The sequence below is a fragment of the Paraburkholderia sp. SIMBA_027 genome, from assembly GCF_046535315.1.
Classification (GTDB): Bacteria; Pseudomonadota; Gammaproteobacteria; order Burkholderiales; family Burkholderiaceae; genus Paraburkholderia; species Paraburkholderia tropica.
In genome coordinates this window covers 1-17,256 of record NZ_JAWRWY010000041.1, presented here as the reverse complement: position 1 = coordinate 17,256, position 17,256 = coordinate 1, and the positions used below count along the sequence as shown (strand labels likewise).

Here is a 17,256-nt window from a genome sequence, read left to right as displayed (position 1 = left end):
GCGTCACGTCCTAACGCAACTGTGCTCCCGCCGGGGAGGGATCGGTCGGCCGTTCTGCGCGTTTTTACACGGCCTCGGCCAGAAGCGGACGGTCGAACAAGCGACTCGAATCGGTGACAACTCCCTCGACAACGTGAGAATCCCGCCAACGCGAATGACCATGGATATCTGAGATAGTGGACCCGTCTGAATGCCGGTAGCGATTGCAGAATGTGGTGTCAGACGTTTTCCGGTTGGCGAAACCAATCCGCGGATAGTCGAATACAACAATCAAACAAATCTGTTTGGCTGTCGTCATGGTTTTGTAGGGGAGTGTCCTTTCGGCTGTTCGTCACGGCGCTGTCCGCGACTGTCGTGTGACCCTCGTGCGAGCAAGAGCCGCGCCAGAGCCCGTCGAGTGATTCGCCGGGGAATGATCGGCTCGGGGATGAAGCCTGTCACGAAAAGCGTTGACAGACCCACCCGCGCACTATATTGTGGGTTTCGAAATATTCAAGAAGCTCGATTGCTGATCACCATTTTCCGCCTCGTCTGCGCGGTACTCGTTGTCCTCTCTTCTTCCTTGAAGTTTTTGTCGCTCCGCATCGGAGCTTTTATCTCTTATTTCAGGAATTCTCATGGATACCGGTACTGTTAAATGGTTCAACGATAGCAAGGGCTTTGGCTTCATTACTCCTGATGCAGGCGGTGACGATCTTTTCGCCCACTTCTCGGAAATTCGGGGCGACGGCTTCAAGACGCTCGCAGAAAACCAGAAGGTCAGCTACGAGACCAAGCGCGGCCCGAAGGGTATGCAGGCCGCGAATATCTCGCCGCAGTAACGTCTTTCAAGGGCCGCTCTACCGGCCCTTTGCTTTGTCAGCCTGACTAGCATCCTCGTGGAGCCATGCGCTCCCGATCTGATCGCCGCGTTTCGACGTGCGCATCATTTGTCATCTCGACACGATCCGTCTCGCCTCATTTTCCACTCATTCCGCTTGTACGGCATTAATGTCGTGCTGCCGTTTATCGTTTATGCAAAACCATAAAAATCTTTACCATTACAACGGTTACTCAGTCTCGCCGTCCGCTCACCGGTTACCTGACGGCTGGTTCGCCGCCAATCTGCTCCTCACCAGAGACGCCGGGGATGCTAATCCGGCTTCTTACACATTTGATGCGCTCGACTATTTTGACAGCGAAATGCAGGCACTCGGGCACGCTACAGCGTGGGCGCGCGACTGGGTCGACAGTCGCGGTTAATTTGTCGCGCACCGAAGGACGGGAGTGCCGCGAAAATGTCGGGCTCGCGCCGCTTCTCGCGGAATTGCCACACAAACAGGTCGCCAGCTTGGACGGCCCGATCTGCGCAGCGGGTATTCCCAACAATCGCATCGCAAGGAGCACAGAGATGGCGTTACTGGTCATGCAGGTCGCAGTGAGTGGGGAACTGGTGGAGGTGTTCGAGATGTCGGTTGACGACATCGATGGACACCGGATGCTCGCTTGCGCCAATGAAGATGAGCGGGTGATTCAACGCGCCGGCCAGACTCTGGAAGATGGTGAGGTCTGGATCGATCTGATCGACCGGGATGGCGAGACGCTGTTTGACCAGGTGGCCTGTTTCCACCGGGCGGATGCCGCCGACGCGCTGCAGGTTCACTTCGGCATGAACGCCGACATCGTCAAAGACTGTCTTTCCAGGTCCAATGTGGCGACGCTATATGCGAGGCACCGCGCCGCAGCTCAAGCTTACTTTCGCAAGATCGATCGTCTGGTCGACTGCTCCGTGGTCAGTTCCAGACAGAGCAATCGCCGACGCGTGGGCGACGCCAGCGTCATGGATCTAGTGATCGAACTTCGCAGGCGGCTGGACGGTGTGGACACCCTGCTCGCGCTGAGCGAGTTGCCGATCCACGTACAGGCCGCCGCCGGGCAACTCCGGGAGGCGGCGAAGTCCTACGCGACTGCTGTCCAGCATCTGTGAAGCGTTATCGAGTTGGCAATTGAAGTGTAAAGGAGGGTGGCCCGTGCAGCGAACGGCAGGTCATCGCGGGTTCGCGATTTTATATTGAACCGCTGGCCAAATACCTGACAGGAATTCTCATGGATGAACGGAAGCGGGACAGCATGATTGTGTATCTTCGCCACCGGATGGATGATTTCGGGATCAGCCCGGATGACCTCGCTTCCTTTCTGGCGACCCCGACGGAGGGGGCGGACACAGGTCGCTACCGTAGCGCGGGTGGTGACACTTGGAGCGGCGTGGGCGAGATGCCACAATGGCTTAGACAGGCCACTAGCGCAGGACAGTCCATCGGGCACTTTGAACTTTCGGGCGAGACGCTTGCACAACCAGCAGCGCAGACCGATGCGGACTGGAAAAACGATCCCTTCGCCGGAAGCCCGCTCGCGGGATCGAGTCATCCAAGGCGGTAGCCTCCAGGGATACCGAATCGCGAGAGAGCCAACTTTGGTCCGCACGGATACCACTGATCACCGTTTGCGCGGTCTCCGCTTCGGCGCCAGCGACTCGGGGTGACCGCTTTCGGGCCGGGTAGAGACGTTCAAAGAACGTCGCCGAAGGACTGCAACGGGTCGCACGCGGGCTCTCGCCTCAGCTCAATGTGCACCATATTATGCAATACGCATAAGGCGGCCCCCGGCCACTTTCAGTCATTGGACGCGGCTTGGCAAATGGTCGACAATCCTGCACATGCGCCGATCTGTTTTTCGCCATGACTGCGAGGGCAAGGATGCAGATTCAGGATGTGCAGCCGGATGATACCGCGACACTTGACGCACTGATGCATCGCGTCGTTACGACGAGCTTAAGGTTGGAGAAAACCGAGATGGCCGATGTGCTTGAGAACATCCGGCAGAATCTGTATTGGGCTCAAAATAATGTCAATTCAGTTGTTCATCTGAAATGCGTTAATGACACGCGAGTCGTGGGCGTCATTCTGATCAAGAATTTTTGGAACCTATGCAGCCTCTTCGTCGATCCCGAGATTCAACGCCAAGGTGTTGGCCGCGCATTACTCTCGGAGGCGATTCGCCGGTGCATTTATCGAAATGACCGGGGCCACGTCAAAGTGAATTCGGCACCCAATGCAGTTCAGTTTTATCAAGCGCTGGGTTTCTCGGTCATTGAAGGACATCCCCGTAGAGGTACAAGCCTGCCAATGCATCTGCATCTCGGCTCGTGAGCGAGCGGATGCCATGCAAGCCGCAGCCTCGATCAGTTTAGCTCCTCCGTGCTCATCGGTGAACGGCTGCTTCGGAGGATGCCGAACGGCTCTTGTGGGTCGGCTACGGAAGTTCGATATCGGCGCAGGGTCGCTCGTCCTGAAGGACGGCCCCATCCGTCGCAGTGCGCCCAGCTACAGTCATTGTAGGTGAATGCGATGCTGACGCTCAGGCGTCGGCTCCGTGCCAGTAATCGGACGCAGAGGTATAACGACCGCGGCGGGCAGTTTCGCTAGCCGTGTCGCCGCGTTATGAATCCATTCGACAATGTAAGATATCTGTAAGCGGCAAATTCAGCACACCGAATGGAGAATCATTTGCAGCTGATGGGCGAGCATAGCCGCATCGCTACGGCCGAGGTTGACCGGCGATGGCCGCATCTGGGTTTCGGTAAAGTGTGCCGGCGCGATGACTGCGGCGCGCTCGCTGTGTCAGCTCACGCTCGCCTCGGCTTGTTGCTTCACGTAATTGAACGGCAGCAGGTCGCTGATGTCCGCGTCTGCGGCGCGCTGCGGCAATTCGGTCAGCACATGCAGCAGCCAGGCGTGCGGTTCGACGCCGCAGGCGCGGCATGTGAGCATCATGCTGTATACCATCGCACTCGCCTTCGCACCCGCAACCGTGTCGCTGAACAACCACGATTTTCTCGCAGTGGCAAACGGCCTGATGTCGCGCTCGATGACGTTGTTATCAAGCGGCAGACGGCCGTCATTTCGCCGTGGATCAACCACTGGCTTCGCAGAATCTGCTTGAGCGCATCGTAAATCCGCGCGTAGTGCAGCTCGGCCGGGCGGATGATCCAGTTCGCCAGCGTGCCGCGGCTGACTGCAATGTTCGAGCGCGCGAGCACATCCTCCATTCGATACAGCGGTGTGCCGTCGACGTACTTGCCGGCCGTGACGGCGGCGATCATCGACGGACTGGCATGGCTGCCCGGCAGGGGCTGCGCTGGCATTGGCGCGATCACGATTGGCGTACGCACGCCGTGACGTTCACAGTGCCGGCACGCATATTTGGCGCGCGCGTGCTGCAGCACCGATACCTTGACCTCCATGTGCAGCTGTTCGCTGACGTCCTCGCCCATGCGGTGCAGGGTTTTGCCGCAGCACGGGCAGATCTTCTGCTCTTCGGGCAGGTCGTACTCAATGCGCTCGCGCGGCAGATCCGCAGGCAGCGGCTTGCGGCCGCGCTTACGCGGCTCGGGCTTGTCGAGCTCCGGCAATCCGGTGTCCGGCAGCGAAGGCATGTCACTGTCGTCTGCGCCGTCTGGATCGGCGTCGGCGGCATCTTCGGCCTCGTTGAACACGCGGTCCTTGCGCTTTTCGCTCTTTGGCGCGTACTGTCGGGCCAGTGCGAGACGATATTGCTCTTCCAACGCGTCGAGGCGCTTGGTCAGTTCGTCGATCCTGGCATCGCGCTCGGCGAGACCTGCTTCGAGTTCGTGGATATAGACCTTGGCGGCCTGCGGCAATCGGGCGAGATCGGCTTTCATGCGCTTCACGATAGCGAAGCGCGGCGTCGCACAGGTTTACGGAGATGTGTAACAGCCGGGACGGCCGTTGTTCGCCAACGACGTTCGCGATACCGCTCCTCAACTCGTGAAGCAGCACTGTCGTGCGGGATGTGGACGCAGCGCGTCGAGATCGACGCCGTCGAGCAGCAGATGGAGCTGGTCGACCGTGAGTTCGATCACGGCCTGCTGACGACGGGGCCAGGCGAAACGATCCACCTCGAGCCGTTTCAACATCAGCCAGAAGCCGGCACGGTCATAGAGCAACAGCTTTACCCGATCCCGTTTCCGGTTGTGGAATCCGAAGACGGCTCGTGCGAGCGGATCGAGCTGCATCGACTGTTCGACCATCGTCACCAGCGTATTCAGTCCAGCCCGGAAGTCGATCGGCTCGCGATGCAGGTAGATCCGCAGGTCGTTGTCGAAGCGGAACATCAGCCCGCTCCCAGCGCGGCAATCATCGCCGTGACCAGCGAGGTGTCTCTCCCAGAGCATTCGAGCTCGAGCACGACACCGTTGGCAGTGTTGCCGACAAGCGCGCAAGTGGTGCAGCGCGCGGCGACGGACGGGGCGGATCTCGTTGCAGCAACGGCTGCGGGGCTGGTAGTGCTGTGTCCGCAGGAGTCGATGCCAGTGACTCGCCGATCAAGACGACCGGCACGAAGGTTGACGGTGCTTGCGCGATAGCATCATGTGAAACGTCGGCAACTTCACGTCGCTCTTCCAGTTGCACCCATTTGCGCAACTGGTTCGCATTGACCCCAGCCTTCAGCGCCAGACCAGCCAATGACGCGCCCGGCCGGCGACAGGCTGCGATCAACTTACGCTTGCCCTCCGGATCGTATCGATGCTTGCCATCCGCGCACGTCCGGGTCACGCGCAGAGGGAGAAAGTCAAAGTCAGTGTCGGTCATCATCTGCGTCCGCAATTCAAGTCTGCGGACGCAATCGTGGATCGATTCGGCAGCGCTGCCTAGGTGCGGAGAATTTCGCGCTTACAAACTAGTGAGACTAAACGACAGTTGTACGTCTACGTTGACGTCTTTCAGCCATTCGTGAACCTCTGGCACTGCGCATGCGCATGACGTCTGTCAGGATTCGCAGCCGAGTGAAGCAATCCATTGTGCGTATCGTCGCGCAAACGGTACGGCTGCAACCGAGACGAGACGGGCGCGCTCACAGTGCGGCCGCCGGTGCGCGTCAGAATCAGCCATTGTCTATTGGTGTCGTCGCATGCAGATATGCAAATGACATAAATCGGAGCGCGCTATCGTTTGCTGCTGAGGTTCTGTTTCTCAAGATGAGCGGAAGGGTTAATGTCTTTCGTGAGGTCGCCGCAGATAAGAAGAAAATCTCCTGTGATCGAACGCGCATCTATTTCAGCAAGTCGGGGCGCCTGCCGACATAGTGGCTATCAATACACCCAAGGAAGCAAGCATGAAAGCAATGACGGTCGGTCAAAAGCTCGGTGCAGCGTTCGGCATTGTCGTACTAATGTCGCTGATTGGCAGCGCAATTTCGATATTCAATTTTCTGAAGCTTAACCAGGCGAATGGATGGAACATTCACAGCTATCAGGTCCTGCGCGCAAACGACGACATGCTCACCAACATGGTGAACATGGAGACAGGTGCGCGCGGCTTCGTCGTTTCGGGCGAAGAGAGCTTTCTTGAACCGTACAAGGCTGGGCGCACGCAGTTCATGACGTCGCTCGATCGGGCCCGAAGCCTCACGGCTGACAATCCCGCGCAGCAGCAGCGCCTCGACACGCTGCGCGAGATGCAGCAGAAAGTGGCGGAAATCGACGAGAAGCTGATCGCCATGCGGCGTGACGTCGACGCCGGCAAGCAGTCCGCCAACGTGTTGACCGATTACTTCAAGCAAGGCAACGACAAGCAGTTCATGGACCGCTATCGCGCAGCATCCCTGGAGCTCAATCAGGCCGAACAGTCGCTGCTTGACGAGCGTTCCGGCGAAGTGTTGAGCATGACGGCATCGACCAAGCTGACGCTCGCGGTGGCCGGTACCATGACGGTCATTCTCTCGATCGTGCTCGGCTTTTTCATTACGCGCGGAATCACGCGAGCGTTGGGTGGCGAACCTGCCGATGCCGCCACAGTGGCCGGCCGCATTGCGGAGGGCAATCTCGAGGTGCCGGTTGCTGTCGCGCCGAGCGATCAAAACAGTCTGATGGCATCGCTGGAAGCTATGCGTCAGCAACTGAGGAGCATCGTTTCCGAAATCCAGTCTTCCGCGGAGGCAATCACGACCTCGTCCGCAGAAATCGCACAGGGCAACCTGGACCTCTCGCAGCGCACGGAAGAGCAGGCGGCCTCGCTTCAGGAAACGGCAGCCAGCATGGAGCAACTGACCGCCACGGTACGGCAGAACACGGAAAACGCCAGGCAGGCCAACGCGCTCGCGGGCAGCGCCTGCGATGTCGCTGTGCGCGGCGGCGAAGTCGTGAACCAGGTTGTAGAGACCATGCGCGTCATCTCGAGCAGTTCGGGCAAGGTAGCCGAAATCATCGCTGTCATCGAGGGCATTGCCTTTCAGACCAATATCCTCGCGCTCAACGCAGCGGTGGAGGCAGCACGCGCAGGAGATCAGGGTCGCGGGTTCGCCGTGGTCGCGGGCGAAGTGCGCACGCTGGCGCAACGCAGCGCAAGCGCCGCGAAAGAAATCAAGGATCTCATCACTACTTCGGTGAAGAGCGTGGCGCAGGGCTCCCAGGAGGTGGAGCGGGCGGGCACGACCATGGCCGATATCGTGCAGTCGGTGCGGCGCGTGACCCACATCATGGGGGAGATAGCCTCCGCCTCCGACGAACAGGGAACGGGAATCGGGCAGGTCAATGTCGCCGTGAGCCAGATGGATTCGGTCACGCAGCAGAATGCCGCGCTCGTGGAGCAGGCCTCGGCCGCGGCGCAATCGATGGCGCAGCAGGCCACCGCACTACGCGGGGTAGTCGGTGTGTTCAGGATTGGACGCGCACACGGTTGAGAGGGAACGGCACTCGAGGCGCACATGACACTGATCGGCAAGACATGTTGAACAAAGAGGGAAGCGTGTGGCGGCGCGCCATGTGCCGTTTCATATGTGGAGAACACCATGAATGCAGTGATCGAGGCCTCGCTGCCCGCGCGCGCCGAGGTTGCTGAAGCTGAAGCTTGAGGTCGGCTAAAAAAGTGGAAGCCGACGTTTCGCAAAAATCGTGAAACGGAGGCATGAATGAATCGAATTCCCAAAGCGGTCTACACGAGAGAGGTACGTGCATCATTTGGGCGGAGGGGATCTCTGCTGAGTCATGCAAAATACTCGGTATCCATGGTGCGGAGGCTGGACGTGGGCGTGAACTTTGACTTGAATGACTTGCAGGCGTTTCGCGCGGTGGTGGAGCTGGGAAGCTTCCGAAAGGCCGCGGAGGCGGTGAGCATATCCCAGCCAGCGTTGAGTCGTCGGATCGACAAGCTCGAGGAAGCGCTCGGCGTGCGTCTCTTCGAGCGCACCACGCGCAGCGTCACGCTCACCACCGTCGGCCGCGTGTTCGCCCAAAGCGCAGAACAACTGCTCGATGATCTTGACGTCGCGCTGCTCGGTATTCGCGATGTTTCATCGAGCCGCCTGGGCCATGTGACTAGCGCGTGCGTGCGTTCGGTCGCGTATTACTTTCTTCCGAGCGTTATCGCGAGCTATCATTGCCGCTTTCCACGAATTCGGGTCAAGCTAATCGATTCCAGCGCCAACGAGGTGCTTGACGCTGTCATCAGCGGCGAAGCTGATTTCGGCGTGAGCTTCATGTGTAGTGGTCTAATGAATCCGGACACTGATTTAGGCGAGAATGCTCGCCATGGAGAGGTGTCTGATGACCAAGCAGCGTCGTACGTTTTCCCCGGAGTTCAAACAGCAAGCCGCGTGTCTGGTGCTCGACCAGGGCTATAGCCATATGGAGGCGAGTCGCTCAGTCGGCGTCGGCGAAACGGTGCTTCGTCGCTGGGTGCAACAGCTTCAGATGGAACGTCAGGGCGTCACGCCGCAAGGCAAGGCTATCACGCCGGATCAGCAGCATATTCAGGAACTCGAGGCGCGTATCGAACGCCTTGAGCGTGAGAAGGCCATTTTAAAAAAGGCTACCGCGCTCTTGATGTCGGAAGGCATCGAACGTACGAAGTAATCAATCAGATCTGCGCAAGCGAATCGGTCGAGCTGATCTGCGCGGTATTCGACGTATCGCGGTCCTGTCTGTATGCGTACCGGCAGCGTGCCCAGCGCGTTGATACCGAGCGTATGGCACTGCGTAGCCGGGTGCATGAACTGTTCGTCGAGAGTCGAAGCTCTGCGGGCAGCCGCAGCATCATGGGCATGATGCGCGAGCAGGGTACGGTGATTGGCCGCTTCAAAGTCAGCCGCTTGATGGAAGAGCTGGGATTGATCTGCAAGTAACGCGGCAGCCATGCCTACAAGCAGGCCACGGTCGAAAGGATCGATATACCGAATCATCTCAATCGTCAGTTCGAGGTTGGTGCGCCGAATCAGGTCTGGTGTTGTGATATCACGTATGTCTGGGCGCAAGGCTGTTGGCATTATCTGGCGGCCGTGCTCGACCTGTTCACGCGGCGGGTTGTAGGCTGGGCATTCTCGACACGCCCGGATGCCGACCTGGTCGTGCAGGCGTTGGAAATGGCGTATGAGCAGCGTGGCCGACCGCAAGGGCTGCTGTTCCACTCGGATCAAGGCGGCCAGTATGCGAGCCGGAAATACCGTCAGCGCCTATGGCGTTATCGGATACAGCAGAGCATGAGCCGTCGTGGCAATTGCTGGGATACTCAGTCTAAGATCGCCTCTGAACGTCGGACCGATCTGACTCGTGTTGGGATTGGCCAAGCTGCCTTGGTGTTGACCTGTCGATCGGGTTCCGGCGTTCCCCGAGCGTTGCCGGGCACAGCGTCTGTGACCTGATAGGAGCTTTGTTCTGCACCGTGAGTGTCCTGTCCTGCGATTGGGATTGGTGATGCGCCCACTACAACGGATACACGCATGGAACAAAACGAAGTAATACTGGGTGTCGACACGCACTTGGATGCGCATGTCGGGGCCGTGATTAGCGAGACAGGCAGGCTACTAGGAACACTATCGGTATCGACCGACACGGCAGGATATCTCGACCTGCTGACATGGGCGAGCTCGTTCGGTCAGTTACGCCGCGCCGGAGTTGAAGGGACCGGCACCTATGGAGCGGGATTAGCACGTGTGCTGCGCGATCATGAGATCGAGGTGCTTGAAGTTAATCGTCCTGACCGCGCGATACGCCGATCCAGAGGGAAGTCCGATCCCACTGATGCTGAAAACGCAGCGCGTGCAGTCCTTTCCGGAAGATCTACGGCGATTCCAAAGAAGCAGTCTGGGGCCGCCGAGGCGATGCGCGCTGTATCTGTTGCGAGGCGCAGTGCCGTCAAGGCCAAGACGCAGGCTATCAATCAGTTACGGGGTTTGCTCGTGAGCGCGCCCCAGGAAATCCGCGATCGGCTTCTGAAGACGAAAACTGCAGAATGCGTTGAGGGTTGCGCCCGCCTTCGCTCGCTGGGGAAAACGCCAATACTGCAAACGTTGACGGCGACGCTACGGATTCTGGCGAAGCGTTGGCTGGCGTTGGCGGAGGAACTCACGGAACTGGACTCTATGCTCGAAAACCTTACCAGTCAGCACGCCAAGCGACTTCGGGAACGATTCGGCGTTGGGCCACAGACTGCTGCAGTGCTAGTTGCCGTAGCGGGCGACAATCCCGAACGCTTGAAAAGTGAAGCTGCGTTGGCGGCACTTTGCGGCACGAGTCCATTACAAGCCTCCTCCGGTAAGACGATCCGACATCGCTTGAACAGGGGCGGTGACAGGTCCGCAAACAACGCCCTATGGACCATTGCCATGGTTCGGATGCGCAGCGATCCGCGCACCCGCGCCTATGTCGAACGCAGGACAAAGGAAGGCATGTCCAACAAGGAGATTCACCGCTGCCTGAAGCGCTATATCGTACGGGAGCTGTACCCGCTCATTCTGGCCGATCTGGCCGATCTGGCCGATTCGACGGCCTCCGCTTGACATAGGAGCGTCAACTCCCCGATGGAGAGGCTGTTTCGCAGCTTCAAGACGGAATGGCAGCCGTCAGTGGGTTAGATGTCGGCGCAGGAAGCACATCGCGATATCAGCCACTACCTGATGCACCGGTACAACTGGATACGGCCGCATCAGTTCAACGACGGACTGGCACCGGCGGTTGCGGAAGAAAAACTTAACGCAGTGTCCGGGATGAGTTGACCACTACACGCGGCGATGGCCGGTGCGCCCAGCCATTGGTTGAGCGCGAAGCCGAGGCCCGCGGCGGCGACAATCGCGACCTGCTGGCTCGCGGACTGCCAGCTCGTGAAGAAGCCTTTTTGGCCGGGCGTGGCCAACTCGGCGAGATACACCGATAGCCGCCCAGTTCGGCGCCCGCCGAGAAGCCCTGTAGCAGCCGCCCGAGCAGCACGAGCGCGGGCGCGAGAAGTCCGATCGTCGCATAGCCCGGTACGAACGCGACCAGGATAGTGCCGCTCGCCATGATGGAAAGTGTGACGATGAGGCCGTTGCGGTGGCCGACGTCGTCGATGTAAGCGCCAAGCACGATCGCGCCCAGCGGCCGCATCAGGAAGCCGGCGCCGAAGACCGCGAACGTCATCATCAACGAGGCGAACTCGCTCGTGGCGGGGAAGAAAACATTGGCGATTTGCGTGGTGTAGACGCCGAACAGGAAGAAGTCGAACTGCTCCAGGAAATTCCCGGCCGTTACGCGGAAAACCGCGGTGGCCTTTGAATGTCTGGTCGAAAGGTTAGACGGCGGGTGCATCGAGGTGTCTCCTGAATTCCGGAACATACGCGGCGTTCCGGTCGATTGTGGCTTTGACAATATTCGCCCGGAGTCGGCAGAACGATAAGTGCAAATTTCGGAACGATTGATGTTGTGGCGTTATCAATCGAGTCCGCCGACACCACCGCGCCTCGCAGCGCGAGCACGCGGCGGCGACCGTCAGAGGCCTTTTTGTCACGCCACGAAGTGGCATTAGGAAACGGCCGTGCGCGTGTCCATACTGCGCCCGCTGCTCAGCTGGCAACCTGTCCGGGAAAGCGGGGGAAGGCCACCCCGATGGAAAGCTTCTTCAAGACCCTGAAAGTCGGGAGAATCTATCAGGTTCACTACGAAACGCGCGCAGAGGCTCGTCTGGATATCGTCGACTGGATCGAGGGCTATTACAATCGAGAGCGCCTGCACACCTCGATAGGATTTCTTACTCCCGTCGACTACGAGGCCGCGTTGATCGCTGCATGATCTGCTGTACGTGGTAACGAGGCAGGGGCAATCGTCGGTTGACACGACTTGCCGATCAGACTTCACCGGGCACACACGACATATAAGCCGATCGAAATTTGTGCCGGGTTCCCTGCAGCAGATGACGTAAATCGTCGCTACCTGCGGCGACAGGCTGCTCGCACCTCATAGAGCCATTCGACCCAGGGCGCTCAAGCCGACGCTACCCGCGCCATAGAAGGCGTGCCTCCTGAGGGAGTCCTGTGCTGCCATATTCTGCCCTTCTTTTGTATCTCTGGCCGTTCCCGTGGACGCCGCTCTATTGCGTGGAACACGCAGCGTGTCGCCGTATCGCGTCCTCAGGCGAGGAAAACCACTGTCTCTAACCCCTGGAGCTCGGGCCTCAGCACGTATCTCGACTTGGCCGATTTCGGGAAACGTTAGTTCGCTCGGGAAGTCTCCGGTGCGATTGAATGCTGCGGCTGACAGAATGATCAGTATCTTTATCAGTTTGGAACCAACAACCGGTGACGCCGCAAGTAGCTGGGTATCAGCCATCATTCTATCGCCTTGTCCTAAATTATCTGGTGCTTGCTAGCTTGGAAACACGTAGCAATCCAAACGGGTTTGCTGGGCATCCGGAATCGGTTCACGCAGTGATACAGTCTCCCTGTACGTCGATCCAGACCAAAAACAGACGTAGGCCCTTTACCTAGTCCAGGCACCATTTCTGCAGAAAAAACGACGTCCGTAGAATTGTTCTCGACCACATGAAAACGTGATCTGTAAGCTGACGAGACCGGCGCACACGCGACGGCTATGACCGTTTCACCGTCCACGGAAATGACGACATCATCTTTGTTGTACATCGAAGTCTTGTCATTGACATAGCCACATATGTAAATCTGATCCGCTAGCGCTTGCGCGGTTTGCAGCAGAAAGCAGGGGAAAATTACAAAATACGTGAGCAATGCTTTCGGTCTCATGTCCAGTATTTTCCGTCTCGGCTATTCATGCCTCGCTGGCTATGGCGAGTTAGTCTTCAAAATGGTACGCTGGGTTCGCTTCATCGAGGCCAAGATCTACTTTATTTTTGTAATCGCGCAGAGCGTTTTTCGCCAATGGATCGAGTGCGCGCCTCGCGTCAGCACACGGAGACTGCACATAGTTGGGGCGGATGTGAACGTGACGCGCGTGGTTAATGGCCTGCCACGGCGGCATTCCGTTCATCGACGACGAGGTCTTTCGTGAGGGCCTCCCCAGAATTCTCCAGACCTCGGCCCCACTCCTCCTCTGACGCGTTCCGGCTTGGATGTATTCGGCCAACTGCGCGAGCAGGCTGCCACCGATTGCATTGTTCACGATTTAGGTTTTCTGAGGGCGAATGAGCCGCCCGTGTTCGAATTTCTGCTCGCCGTAGCAGTAACTGAGCGCTGAAGAGCAAAACAGGCCTTGCTCACAAAGCGCACGCATGAAGCTGGCGATTATCTATGCCATGGCCTCTTTCGTGTAGGTTGTCTGTTTGGGATCTGCCCTGAGGGCACGGAGAACGGGAAGTGGTTGTCGCCGTCGCTTCCACTGACGCCCAGCCGACAGGGGAGTCTCCTAACGCTTCGTTACCCGTCGCCAGCAACCCTGCTGTGAGATTCAACCTGGTTCAAGGGATCATGCGGTAGGAGTAGCATCCCACCACTTGCGTCGTCGTGACACTACCGCTTTCGGAGAGTTGCCTTTGGCTGTGGTTCATCGTCACTCAACGTATGCCTAACTCCCGCTACAAAAGACTGGGCCAATCCGTCGACCGCAGAAGTTGTGAGATGAGCGCCTGCGACCCGCCTTGCGATATGACCCTCTGGGTCGACCCATTCGACAATTTGACAGACATGACCAAATGGATTGACCGTTTCCAATGAAATTCGAAAGCCGCGCATTTTCAACGGTTTGTTATCCATACAATTGGCTTTCCACATAAATGTCGATAATTTTTGCTTCTCGATTGCGAATTTAGATTTGCTTCCTTAAGCAAGTCTTAAACCAGCGTGGGCAGACGACATTGAACCGCCCGGATCTTATGGAGGCTCCAACTCTTGAGAGTGATTCATCGGGTTTCGCCCGACCCCGAAGGATGAAGCGCACGACTGCTGCGGGCGGATCCGGGAAGGAATACGATGACGAGGCAGCGGTGGTCGAGGTCGGTCCATTATGTGGTGCACTGAGCCGGTTTGAGAGTTGGACCCGCAACCCTGCGAGCACCCCGAATTGTGACCGGGGGGCACATGTCGCCCTGCCGGAGCACGCTTACCAGAATCCGATAACGAGGGTTGTCGCCGCTGCCATTCTCTATCATGCAGGAGGGCAGCATGCAGGTACTCTGTAAGCCGTCAATAAACGACGCCCTACCAATGGCAGGCAGAAGGTCAGATGCTAAGTGTCCGCGTGGACACATGCACTCAGACCGAGATGACAGAGAAACAAGACCTTCGAAGCAGACTGGTGGTTGGCCGCAGACGGGATGGCCGGCGGGAATTTGATGAAGATGCCGTGCGGGAGCTGGTCGAGTTTTGCTTGAAGCCCGGGGTATCGATCGCCCGGGCGGCGATGGACCATGACGTCAATCCGAACCAGTTGCGCCGCTGGATCTCGCGCCATCAGCAGCAGACACTGCAAACACCAACGAGACCGGACCCACTGGTCATAGACGGCGTATCGATCGACATCTCAGGACCAACGCGTCGTGCTCCGGTGAGTGACGCGCAGGCATTTGTCCCTGTCGTCACCCTGCCATCGAAAGTGCCGGCCGCTTCCCCCGTACTGCCGCCGGGCACGTCGTTGATGGCGCTTTCGTTACATGTGCGCCTGTCGAATGGGGTCGAATTCGATCTTGGCGAGGCGAGCGTCGATGAGTTGGCCACGGTGATCCAAATGCTCGGGAGGCTACCGTGTTCCGGTTCGACGAAGGGCTGAAGGTCTACCTGCATCGCGATCCGGTCGACTTCCGCATGAGCATCAACGGGCTGTCGATCCTGGTCGAACAGGCGATGCGCCTGAACCCAATGACCTCGGCGCTATTCGTCTTCGGCAACCGCCGTCGCGATCGCATCAAGATTCTCGGCTGGGGCGGCAACGGATTCTGGTTGCTGCTCAAGCGACTCGAAGCCGATCGCTTCATCTGGCCGAACGGAAGCGATACGATCACGCTCAGCGCCGAGCAGTTGCACTGGCTGCTAGACGGAATCGACCTGGCCGTGATCCAGAAGCATCCCCAGCGACATTACGCGCGGATGAGCTGAACACCACGAGGGCGACGTGGTCTAACCGGCCATGCCGAACCGCCCCGTCATGCCGAGTGTTGAGGAATACCATGCACTACTCGCCGAACGCGATGCGCTGCGCGGTGAGCTTCGACTTGTGACGGCCCAGCGCGATCTGGCCGAAGAGAAGCTGCGGGCCTACAAGCACGAACTGTTCGGTGCATCGAGCGAGGCGCGCCATGCCGACCAGCTCGGCCTGTTCAACGAAGCAGAGGCGCTGGCGACGACTACCGACGCGCCCGCGCGCGAGGACTTGCCCGGCACCTCGGTCGCCGCTCACACGCGAGGCAAGCGCGGGCGCAAACCACTCGATCCGAACCTGCCACGCGAGGTCGTGCGGCACGAGCTGCCCGAGTTCGAACGGTTCTGCGCGCATGACGGCCAGGCCCTCGTCGAGATCGGCGTGGAAACGAGCGAACAGCTCGACGTGATTCCCGAGCAAGTGCGCGTCGTTCAACACCAGCGGGTCAAGTACGCCTGCCCGTGCTGCGATCTCGGTATCAAGATTACGCCAGCACCGGCGCGCATCATTCCTCGCGGGCTGCTCACGGAATCCGCGCTGGCGTGGATCATCACTGGCAAATACCAGTACGGCATGCCCCTGTATCGCCAGGCCACGCTGCTGCGTCGCTTCGGCGGCGACATCTCGTCGAACACGCTGGCCGCCAGCGTGGTGCGGGTGGGACTGGCCACGCAGCCGGTGATCAACCTGATGCGCGACGCGCTGCTCGAATCAGACCTGATCTACGGCGACGAGACAACGTTCCAGGTGCTGAAGGAACCAGAGCGAAGGCCGCAGGCAAAGAGTTACCTGTGGGCTCAGGTCAACGGCTCAGGGCCGCCCGTTCGGATGTTCTCTTACTCGCCGGGGCGCGGTGCCCAACATGCGCAGAAGCTCTATGCTGGTGTGCAGCCCGGCACTGCGCTGATGACGGACGGGTACGAGCTCTACAACGGCATCGCCCACGATCATCAGCTCGTGCACCTCGGATGTTGGGCCCACGTGCGCCGTGGCTTCATCAAAGCCGAGGAGTCCGTGCCGAAAGCAGCACGCTCGCCGGATCTGCTGGCGACGCGCTTCGTGATGCTGATCGGCAAGCTGTTCGCTGCCGAAGCACGCAGTGCGCAATGGAAACCAGAGCGGCGGCAGCGATTGCGTATCCGATACAGCGCCCGCGTGCTCGCCATCGTCGAGCGCATGCTGATCGAGCATCTACCGGGCGTCGTGCCGTCGAGTCTGCTCGGCAAGGCATTACAGTACATGAGCGGACAGTGGCCCAAACCAGAAGCCGCTGACCGAACTGGAAGCCGAGCTGGCGCGCGTACAGCGAGAACTGGCGGAAGTGAAGATGGAGCGCGATCTGTTAAAAAAGTTCGCGACGTACTTTGCGAGGGAGTCGCGGTGAAGTACGGCGTGATTGAACAGATGCGACAGGATTATCCGGTGCCACCGATGTGCCGGTCGCTGGGTGTTTCGGTCAGCGGTTATTACGCATGGCGCAAACGCACGCCCTCGAAACGGGCACGGCAGGAAGCACGACTGGAAACGGAGGTTCTTGCTGCCCAGCAGCGGCGCACGCGCGAAAGCTTCGGTCCCGAGCGCCTGCAGAAGCATCTTGAGCAGCACGGTGATTGTGTGGGCGTGCACCGGATAAAACGGTTGCGCAGGAAACTGGGCTTGCGGTGCAGGCAGAAGCGCAGGTTCAAGGCAACCACCAATTCGAAGCATGATTTGCCCGTCGCGCCGAACCTGCTGGGCCAGGACTTCTCGGTTGCAATGCCCGATCAGGCCTGGTGCGGCGACATCACGTACATCGCGACCGACGAGGGCTGGTTGTATCTCGCTGGCCTGAAGGATCTGTACAGCGG

The 17,256-nt window shown here is 59.0% G+C and carries 13 protein-coding genes and 9 pseudogenes; 16 read left to right on the top strand and 6 right to left on the bottom strand.

The genetic code is table 11. From position 1 onward, the window contains the following. Window positions 1–190: 190 nt before the first annotated feature. The 6 genes and pseudogenes from SB764_RS37665 to SB764_RS37640 form a co-directional block, all read left to right on the top strand. A pseudogene (locus SB764_RS37665) lies at window positions 191–289 on the top strand (TIGR02594 family protein); the annotation flags it as partial. Between the two features lie 328 nt (window positions 290–617). Further along, on the top strand, window positions 618–821 hold the full coding sequence (locus SB764_RS37660) for a cold-shock protein (protein WP_007584087.1): 204 nt from the start codon (window positions 618–620) through the stop codon (window positions 819–821). A 193-nt stretch (window positions 822–1,014) separates the two neighbouring features. Continuing rightward, on the top strand, window positions 1,015–1,242 hold the full coding sequence (locus SB764_RS37655; RefSeq protein WP_234775654.1) for a hypothetical protein: 228 nt from the start codon (window positions 1,015–1,017) through the stop codon (window positions 1,240–1,242). Window positions 1,243–1,390: 148 nt separating this feature from the next. After that, window positions 1,391–1,966: a hypothetical protein gene (locus SB764_RS37650; RefSeq protein ID WP_410866413.1), complete on the top strand. Its 576-nt coding sequence runs from the start codon at window positions 1,391–1,393 to the stop codon at window positions 1,964–1,966. A 119-nt stretch (window positions 1,967–2,085) separates the two neighbouring features. Continuing rightward, a complete protein-coding gene (locus SB764_RS37645; protein WP_410866412.1) occupies window positions 2,086–2,418 on the top strand; it encodes an H-NS family nucleoid-associated regulatory protein in 333 nt (110 codons plus the stop codon). Between the two features lie 317 nt (window positions 2,419–2,735). Beyond that, the gene (locus SB764_RS37640) at window positions 2,736–3,188 is read left to right on the top strand and encodes a GNAT family N-acetyltransferase (RefSeq protein WP_410866411.1); all 453 of its coding nucleotides are present in this window, start codon (window positions 2,736–2,738) and stop codon (window positions 3,186–3,188) included. 471 nt (window positions 3,189–3,659) lie between these two features. Here the strand turns inward: SB764_RS37640 and SB764_RS37635 are convergent. The 3 genes and pseudogenes from SB764_RS37635 to tnpA all read right to left on the bottom strand — a co-directional run bounded on the left by SB764_RS37635 (window position 3,660) and on the right by tnpA (window position 5,666). Then, a pseudogene (locus tag SB764_RS37635) lies at window positions 3,660–4,720 on the bottom strand (IS66 family transposase). A gap of 99 nt (window positions 4,721–4,819) precedes the next feature. Continuing rightward, window positions 4,820–5,173 (bottom strand): IS66 family insertion sequence element accessory protein TnpB, encoded by a 354-nt coding sequence (tnpB, locus tag SB764_RS37630; protein WP_410866410.1) that lies wholly within the window; start codon window positions 5,171–5,173, stop codon window positions 4,820–4,822. Beyond that, window positions 5,173–5,666: pseudogene (gene tnpA, locus SB764_RS37625) on the bottom strand (IS66-like element accessory protein TnpA). The gene tnpB (SB764_RS37630) and the pseudogene tnpA overlap by 1 nt, the downstream one beginning before the upstream one ends. Window positions 5,667–6,174: 508 nt before the next feature. On the opposite strand from tnpA, the gene SB764_RS37620 reads away from it, so the two are divergent. From SB764_RS37620 to SB764_RS37600, 5 genes and pseudogenes are all read left to right on the top strand, one after another. After that, window positions 6,175–7,740, top strand: a complete 1,566-nt coding sequence (locus SB764_RS37620) for a methyl-accepting chemotaxis protein (protein WP_110329639.1) — start codon at window positions 6,175–6,177, stop codon at window positions 7,738–7,740. A gap of 342 nt (window positions 7,741–8,082) precedes the next feature. Beyond that, a pseudogene (locus tag SB764_RS37615) lies at window positions 8,083–8,544 on the top strand (LysR family transcriptional regulator); the annotation flags it as partial. Between the two features lie 58 nt (window positions 8,545–8,602). Next, window positions 8,603–9,561: pseudogene (locus SB764_RS37610) on the top strand (IS3 family transposase); the annotation flags it as partial. Window positions 9,562–9,774: 213 nt separating this feature from the next. Next, window positions 9,775–10,833: an IS110 family transposase gene (locus SB764_RS37605; RefSeq protein ID WP_410866409.1), complete on the top strand. Its 1,059-nt coding sequence runs from the start codon at window positions 9,775–9,777 to the stop codon at window positions 10,831–10,833. 12 nt (window positions 10,834–10,845) lie between these two features. Then, window positions 10,846–11,049: pseudogene (locus SB764_RS37600) on the top strand (IS3 family transposase); the annotation flags it as partial. Between the two features lie 8 nt (window positions 11,050–11,057). Here the strand turns inward: SB764_RS37600 and SB764_RS37595 are convergent. Continuing rightward, window positions 11,058–11,617 (bottom strand): annotated as a pseudogene (locus SB764_RS37595) (MFS transporter); the annotation flags it as partial. A gap of 114 nt (window positions 11,618–11,731) precedes the next feature. On the opposite strand from SB764_RS37595, the gene SB764_RS37590 reads away from it, so the two are divergent. Then, a complete protein-coding gene (locus SB764_RS37590) occupies window positions 11,732–12,097 on the top strand; it encodes an IS3 family transposase (protein WP_410866408.1) in 366 nt (121 codons plus the stop codon). Window positions 12,098–13,111: 1,014 nt separating this feature from the next. Here SB764_RS37590 and SB764_RS37585 read toward each other — a convergent pair. Then, window positions 13,112–13,438: a hypothetical protein gene (locus SB764_RS37585; RefSeq protein WP_410866407.1), complete on the bottom strand. Its 327-nt coding sequence runs from the start codon at window positions 13,436–13,438 to the stop codon at window positions 13,112–13,114. A 347-nt stretch (window positions 13,439–13,785) separates the two neighbouring features. Further along, window positions 13,786–14,007: a DUF2866 domain-containing protein gene (locus SB764_RS37580; protein WP_410866414.1), complete on the bottom strand. Its 222-nt coding sequence runs from the start codon at window positions 14,005–14,007 to the stop codon at window positions 13,786–13,788. A gap of 490 nt (window positions 14,008–14,497) precedes the next feature. Between SB764_RS37580 and SB764_RS37575 the strand changes: the two genes are divergently transcribed. The 4 genes and pseudogenes from SB764_RS37575 to SB764_RS37560 form a co-directional block, all read left to right on the top strand. Beyond that, entirely contained in the window at window positions 14,498–15,040 is a 543-nt protein-coding gene (locus SB764_RS37575) for a transposase (protein ID WP_410866406.1), read from the top strand. Continuing rightward, window positions 15,016–15,366 (top strand): IS66 family insertion sequence element accessory protein TnpB, encoded by a 351-nt coding sequence (tnpB, locus tag SB764_RS37570; RefSeq protein ID WP_410866405.1) that lies wholly within the window; start codon window positions 15,016–15,018, stop codon window positions 15,364–15,366. The genes SB764_RS37575 and tnpB (SB764_RS37570) overlap by 25 nt, the downstream gene beginning before the upstream one ends. 31 nt (window positions 15,367–15,397) lie before the next feature. Continuing rightward, window positions 15,398–16,669 (top strand): annotated as a pseudogene (tnpC, locus tag SB764_RS37565) (IS66 family transposase); the annotation flags it as partial. Next, window positions 16,656–17,256: pseudogene (locus tag SB764_RS37560) on the top strand (IS3 family transposase); the annotation flags it as partial. The pseudogenes tnpC and SB764_RS37560, both read left to right, overlap by 14 nt.

What these genes read in the sequence shown, in the direction of transcription:
- SB764_RS37660 (WP_007584087.1), top strand. Translation starts at nt 618, where the DNA reads ATGGATACCGGTACTGTTAAATGGTTCAACGATAGCAAGGGCTTTGGC.
- SB764_RS37655 (WP_234775654.1), top strand. Translation starts at nt 1,015, where the DNA reads ATGCAAAACCATAAAAATCTTTACCATTACAACGGTTACTCAGTCTCG.
- SB764_RS37650 (WP_410866413.1), top strand. Translation starts at nt 1,391, where the DNA reads ATGGCGTTACTGGTCATGCAGGTCGCAGTGAGTGGGGAACTGGTGGAG.
- SB764_RS37645 (WP_410866412.1), top strand. Translation starts at nt 2,086, where the DNA reads ATGGATGAACGGAAGCGGGACAGCATGATTGTGTATCTTCGCCACCGG.
- SB764_RS37640 (WP_410866411.1), top strand. Translation starts at nt 2,736, where the DNA reads ATGCAGATTCAGGATGTGCAGCCGGATGATACCGCGACACTTGACGCA.
- tnpB (WP_410866410.1), bottom strand. Translation starts at nt 5,173, where the DNA reads ATGTTCCGCTTCGACAACGACCTGCGGATCTACCTGCATCGCGAGCCG.
- SB764_RS37620 (WP_110329639.1), top strand. Translation starts at nt 6,175, where the DNA reads ATGAAAGCAATGACGGTCGGTCAAAAGCTCGGTGCAGCGTTCGGCATT.
- SB764_RS37605 (WP_410866409.1), top strand. Translation starts at nt 9,775, where the DNA reads ATGGAACAAAACGAAGTAATACTGGGTGTCGACACGCACTTGGATGCG.
- SB764_RS37580 (WP_410866414.1), bottom strand. Translation starts at nt 14,007, where the DNA reads ATGCGCGGCTTTCGAATTTCATTGGAAACGGTCAATCCATTTGGTCAT.
- SB764_RS37575 (WP_410866406.1), top strand. Translation starts at nt 14,498, where the DNA reads ATGCTAAGTGTCCGCGTGGACACATGCACTCAGACCGAGATGACAGAG.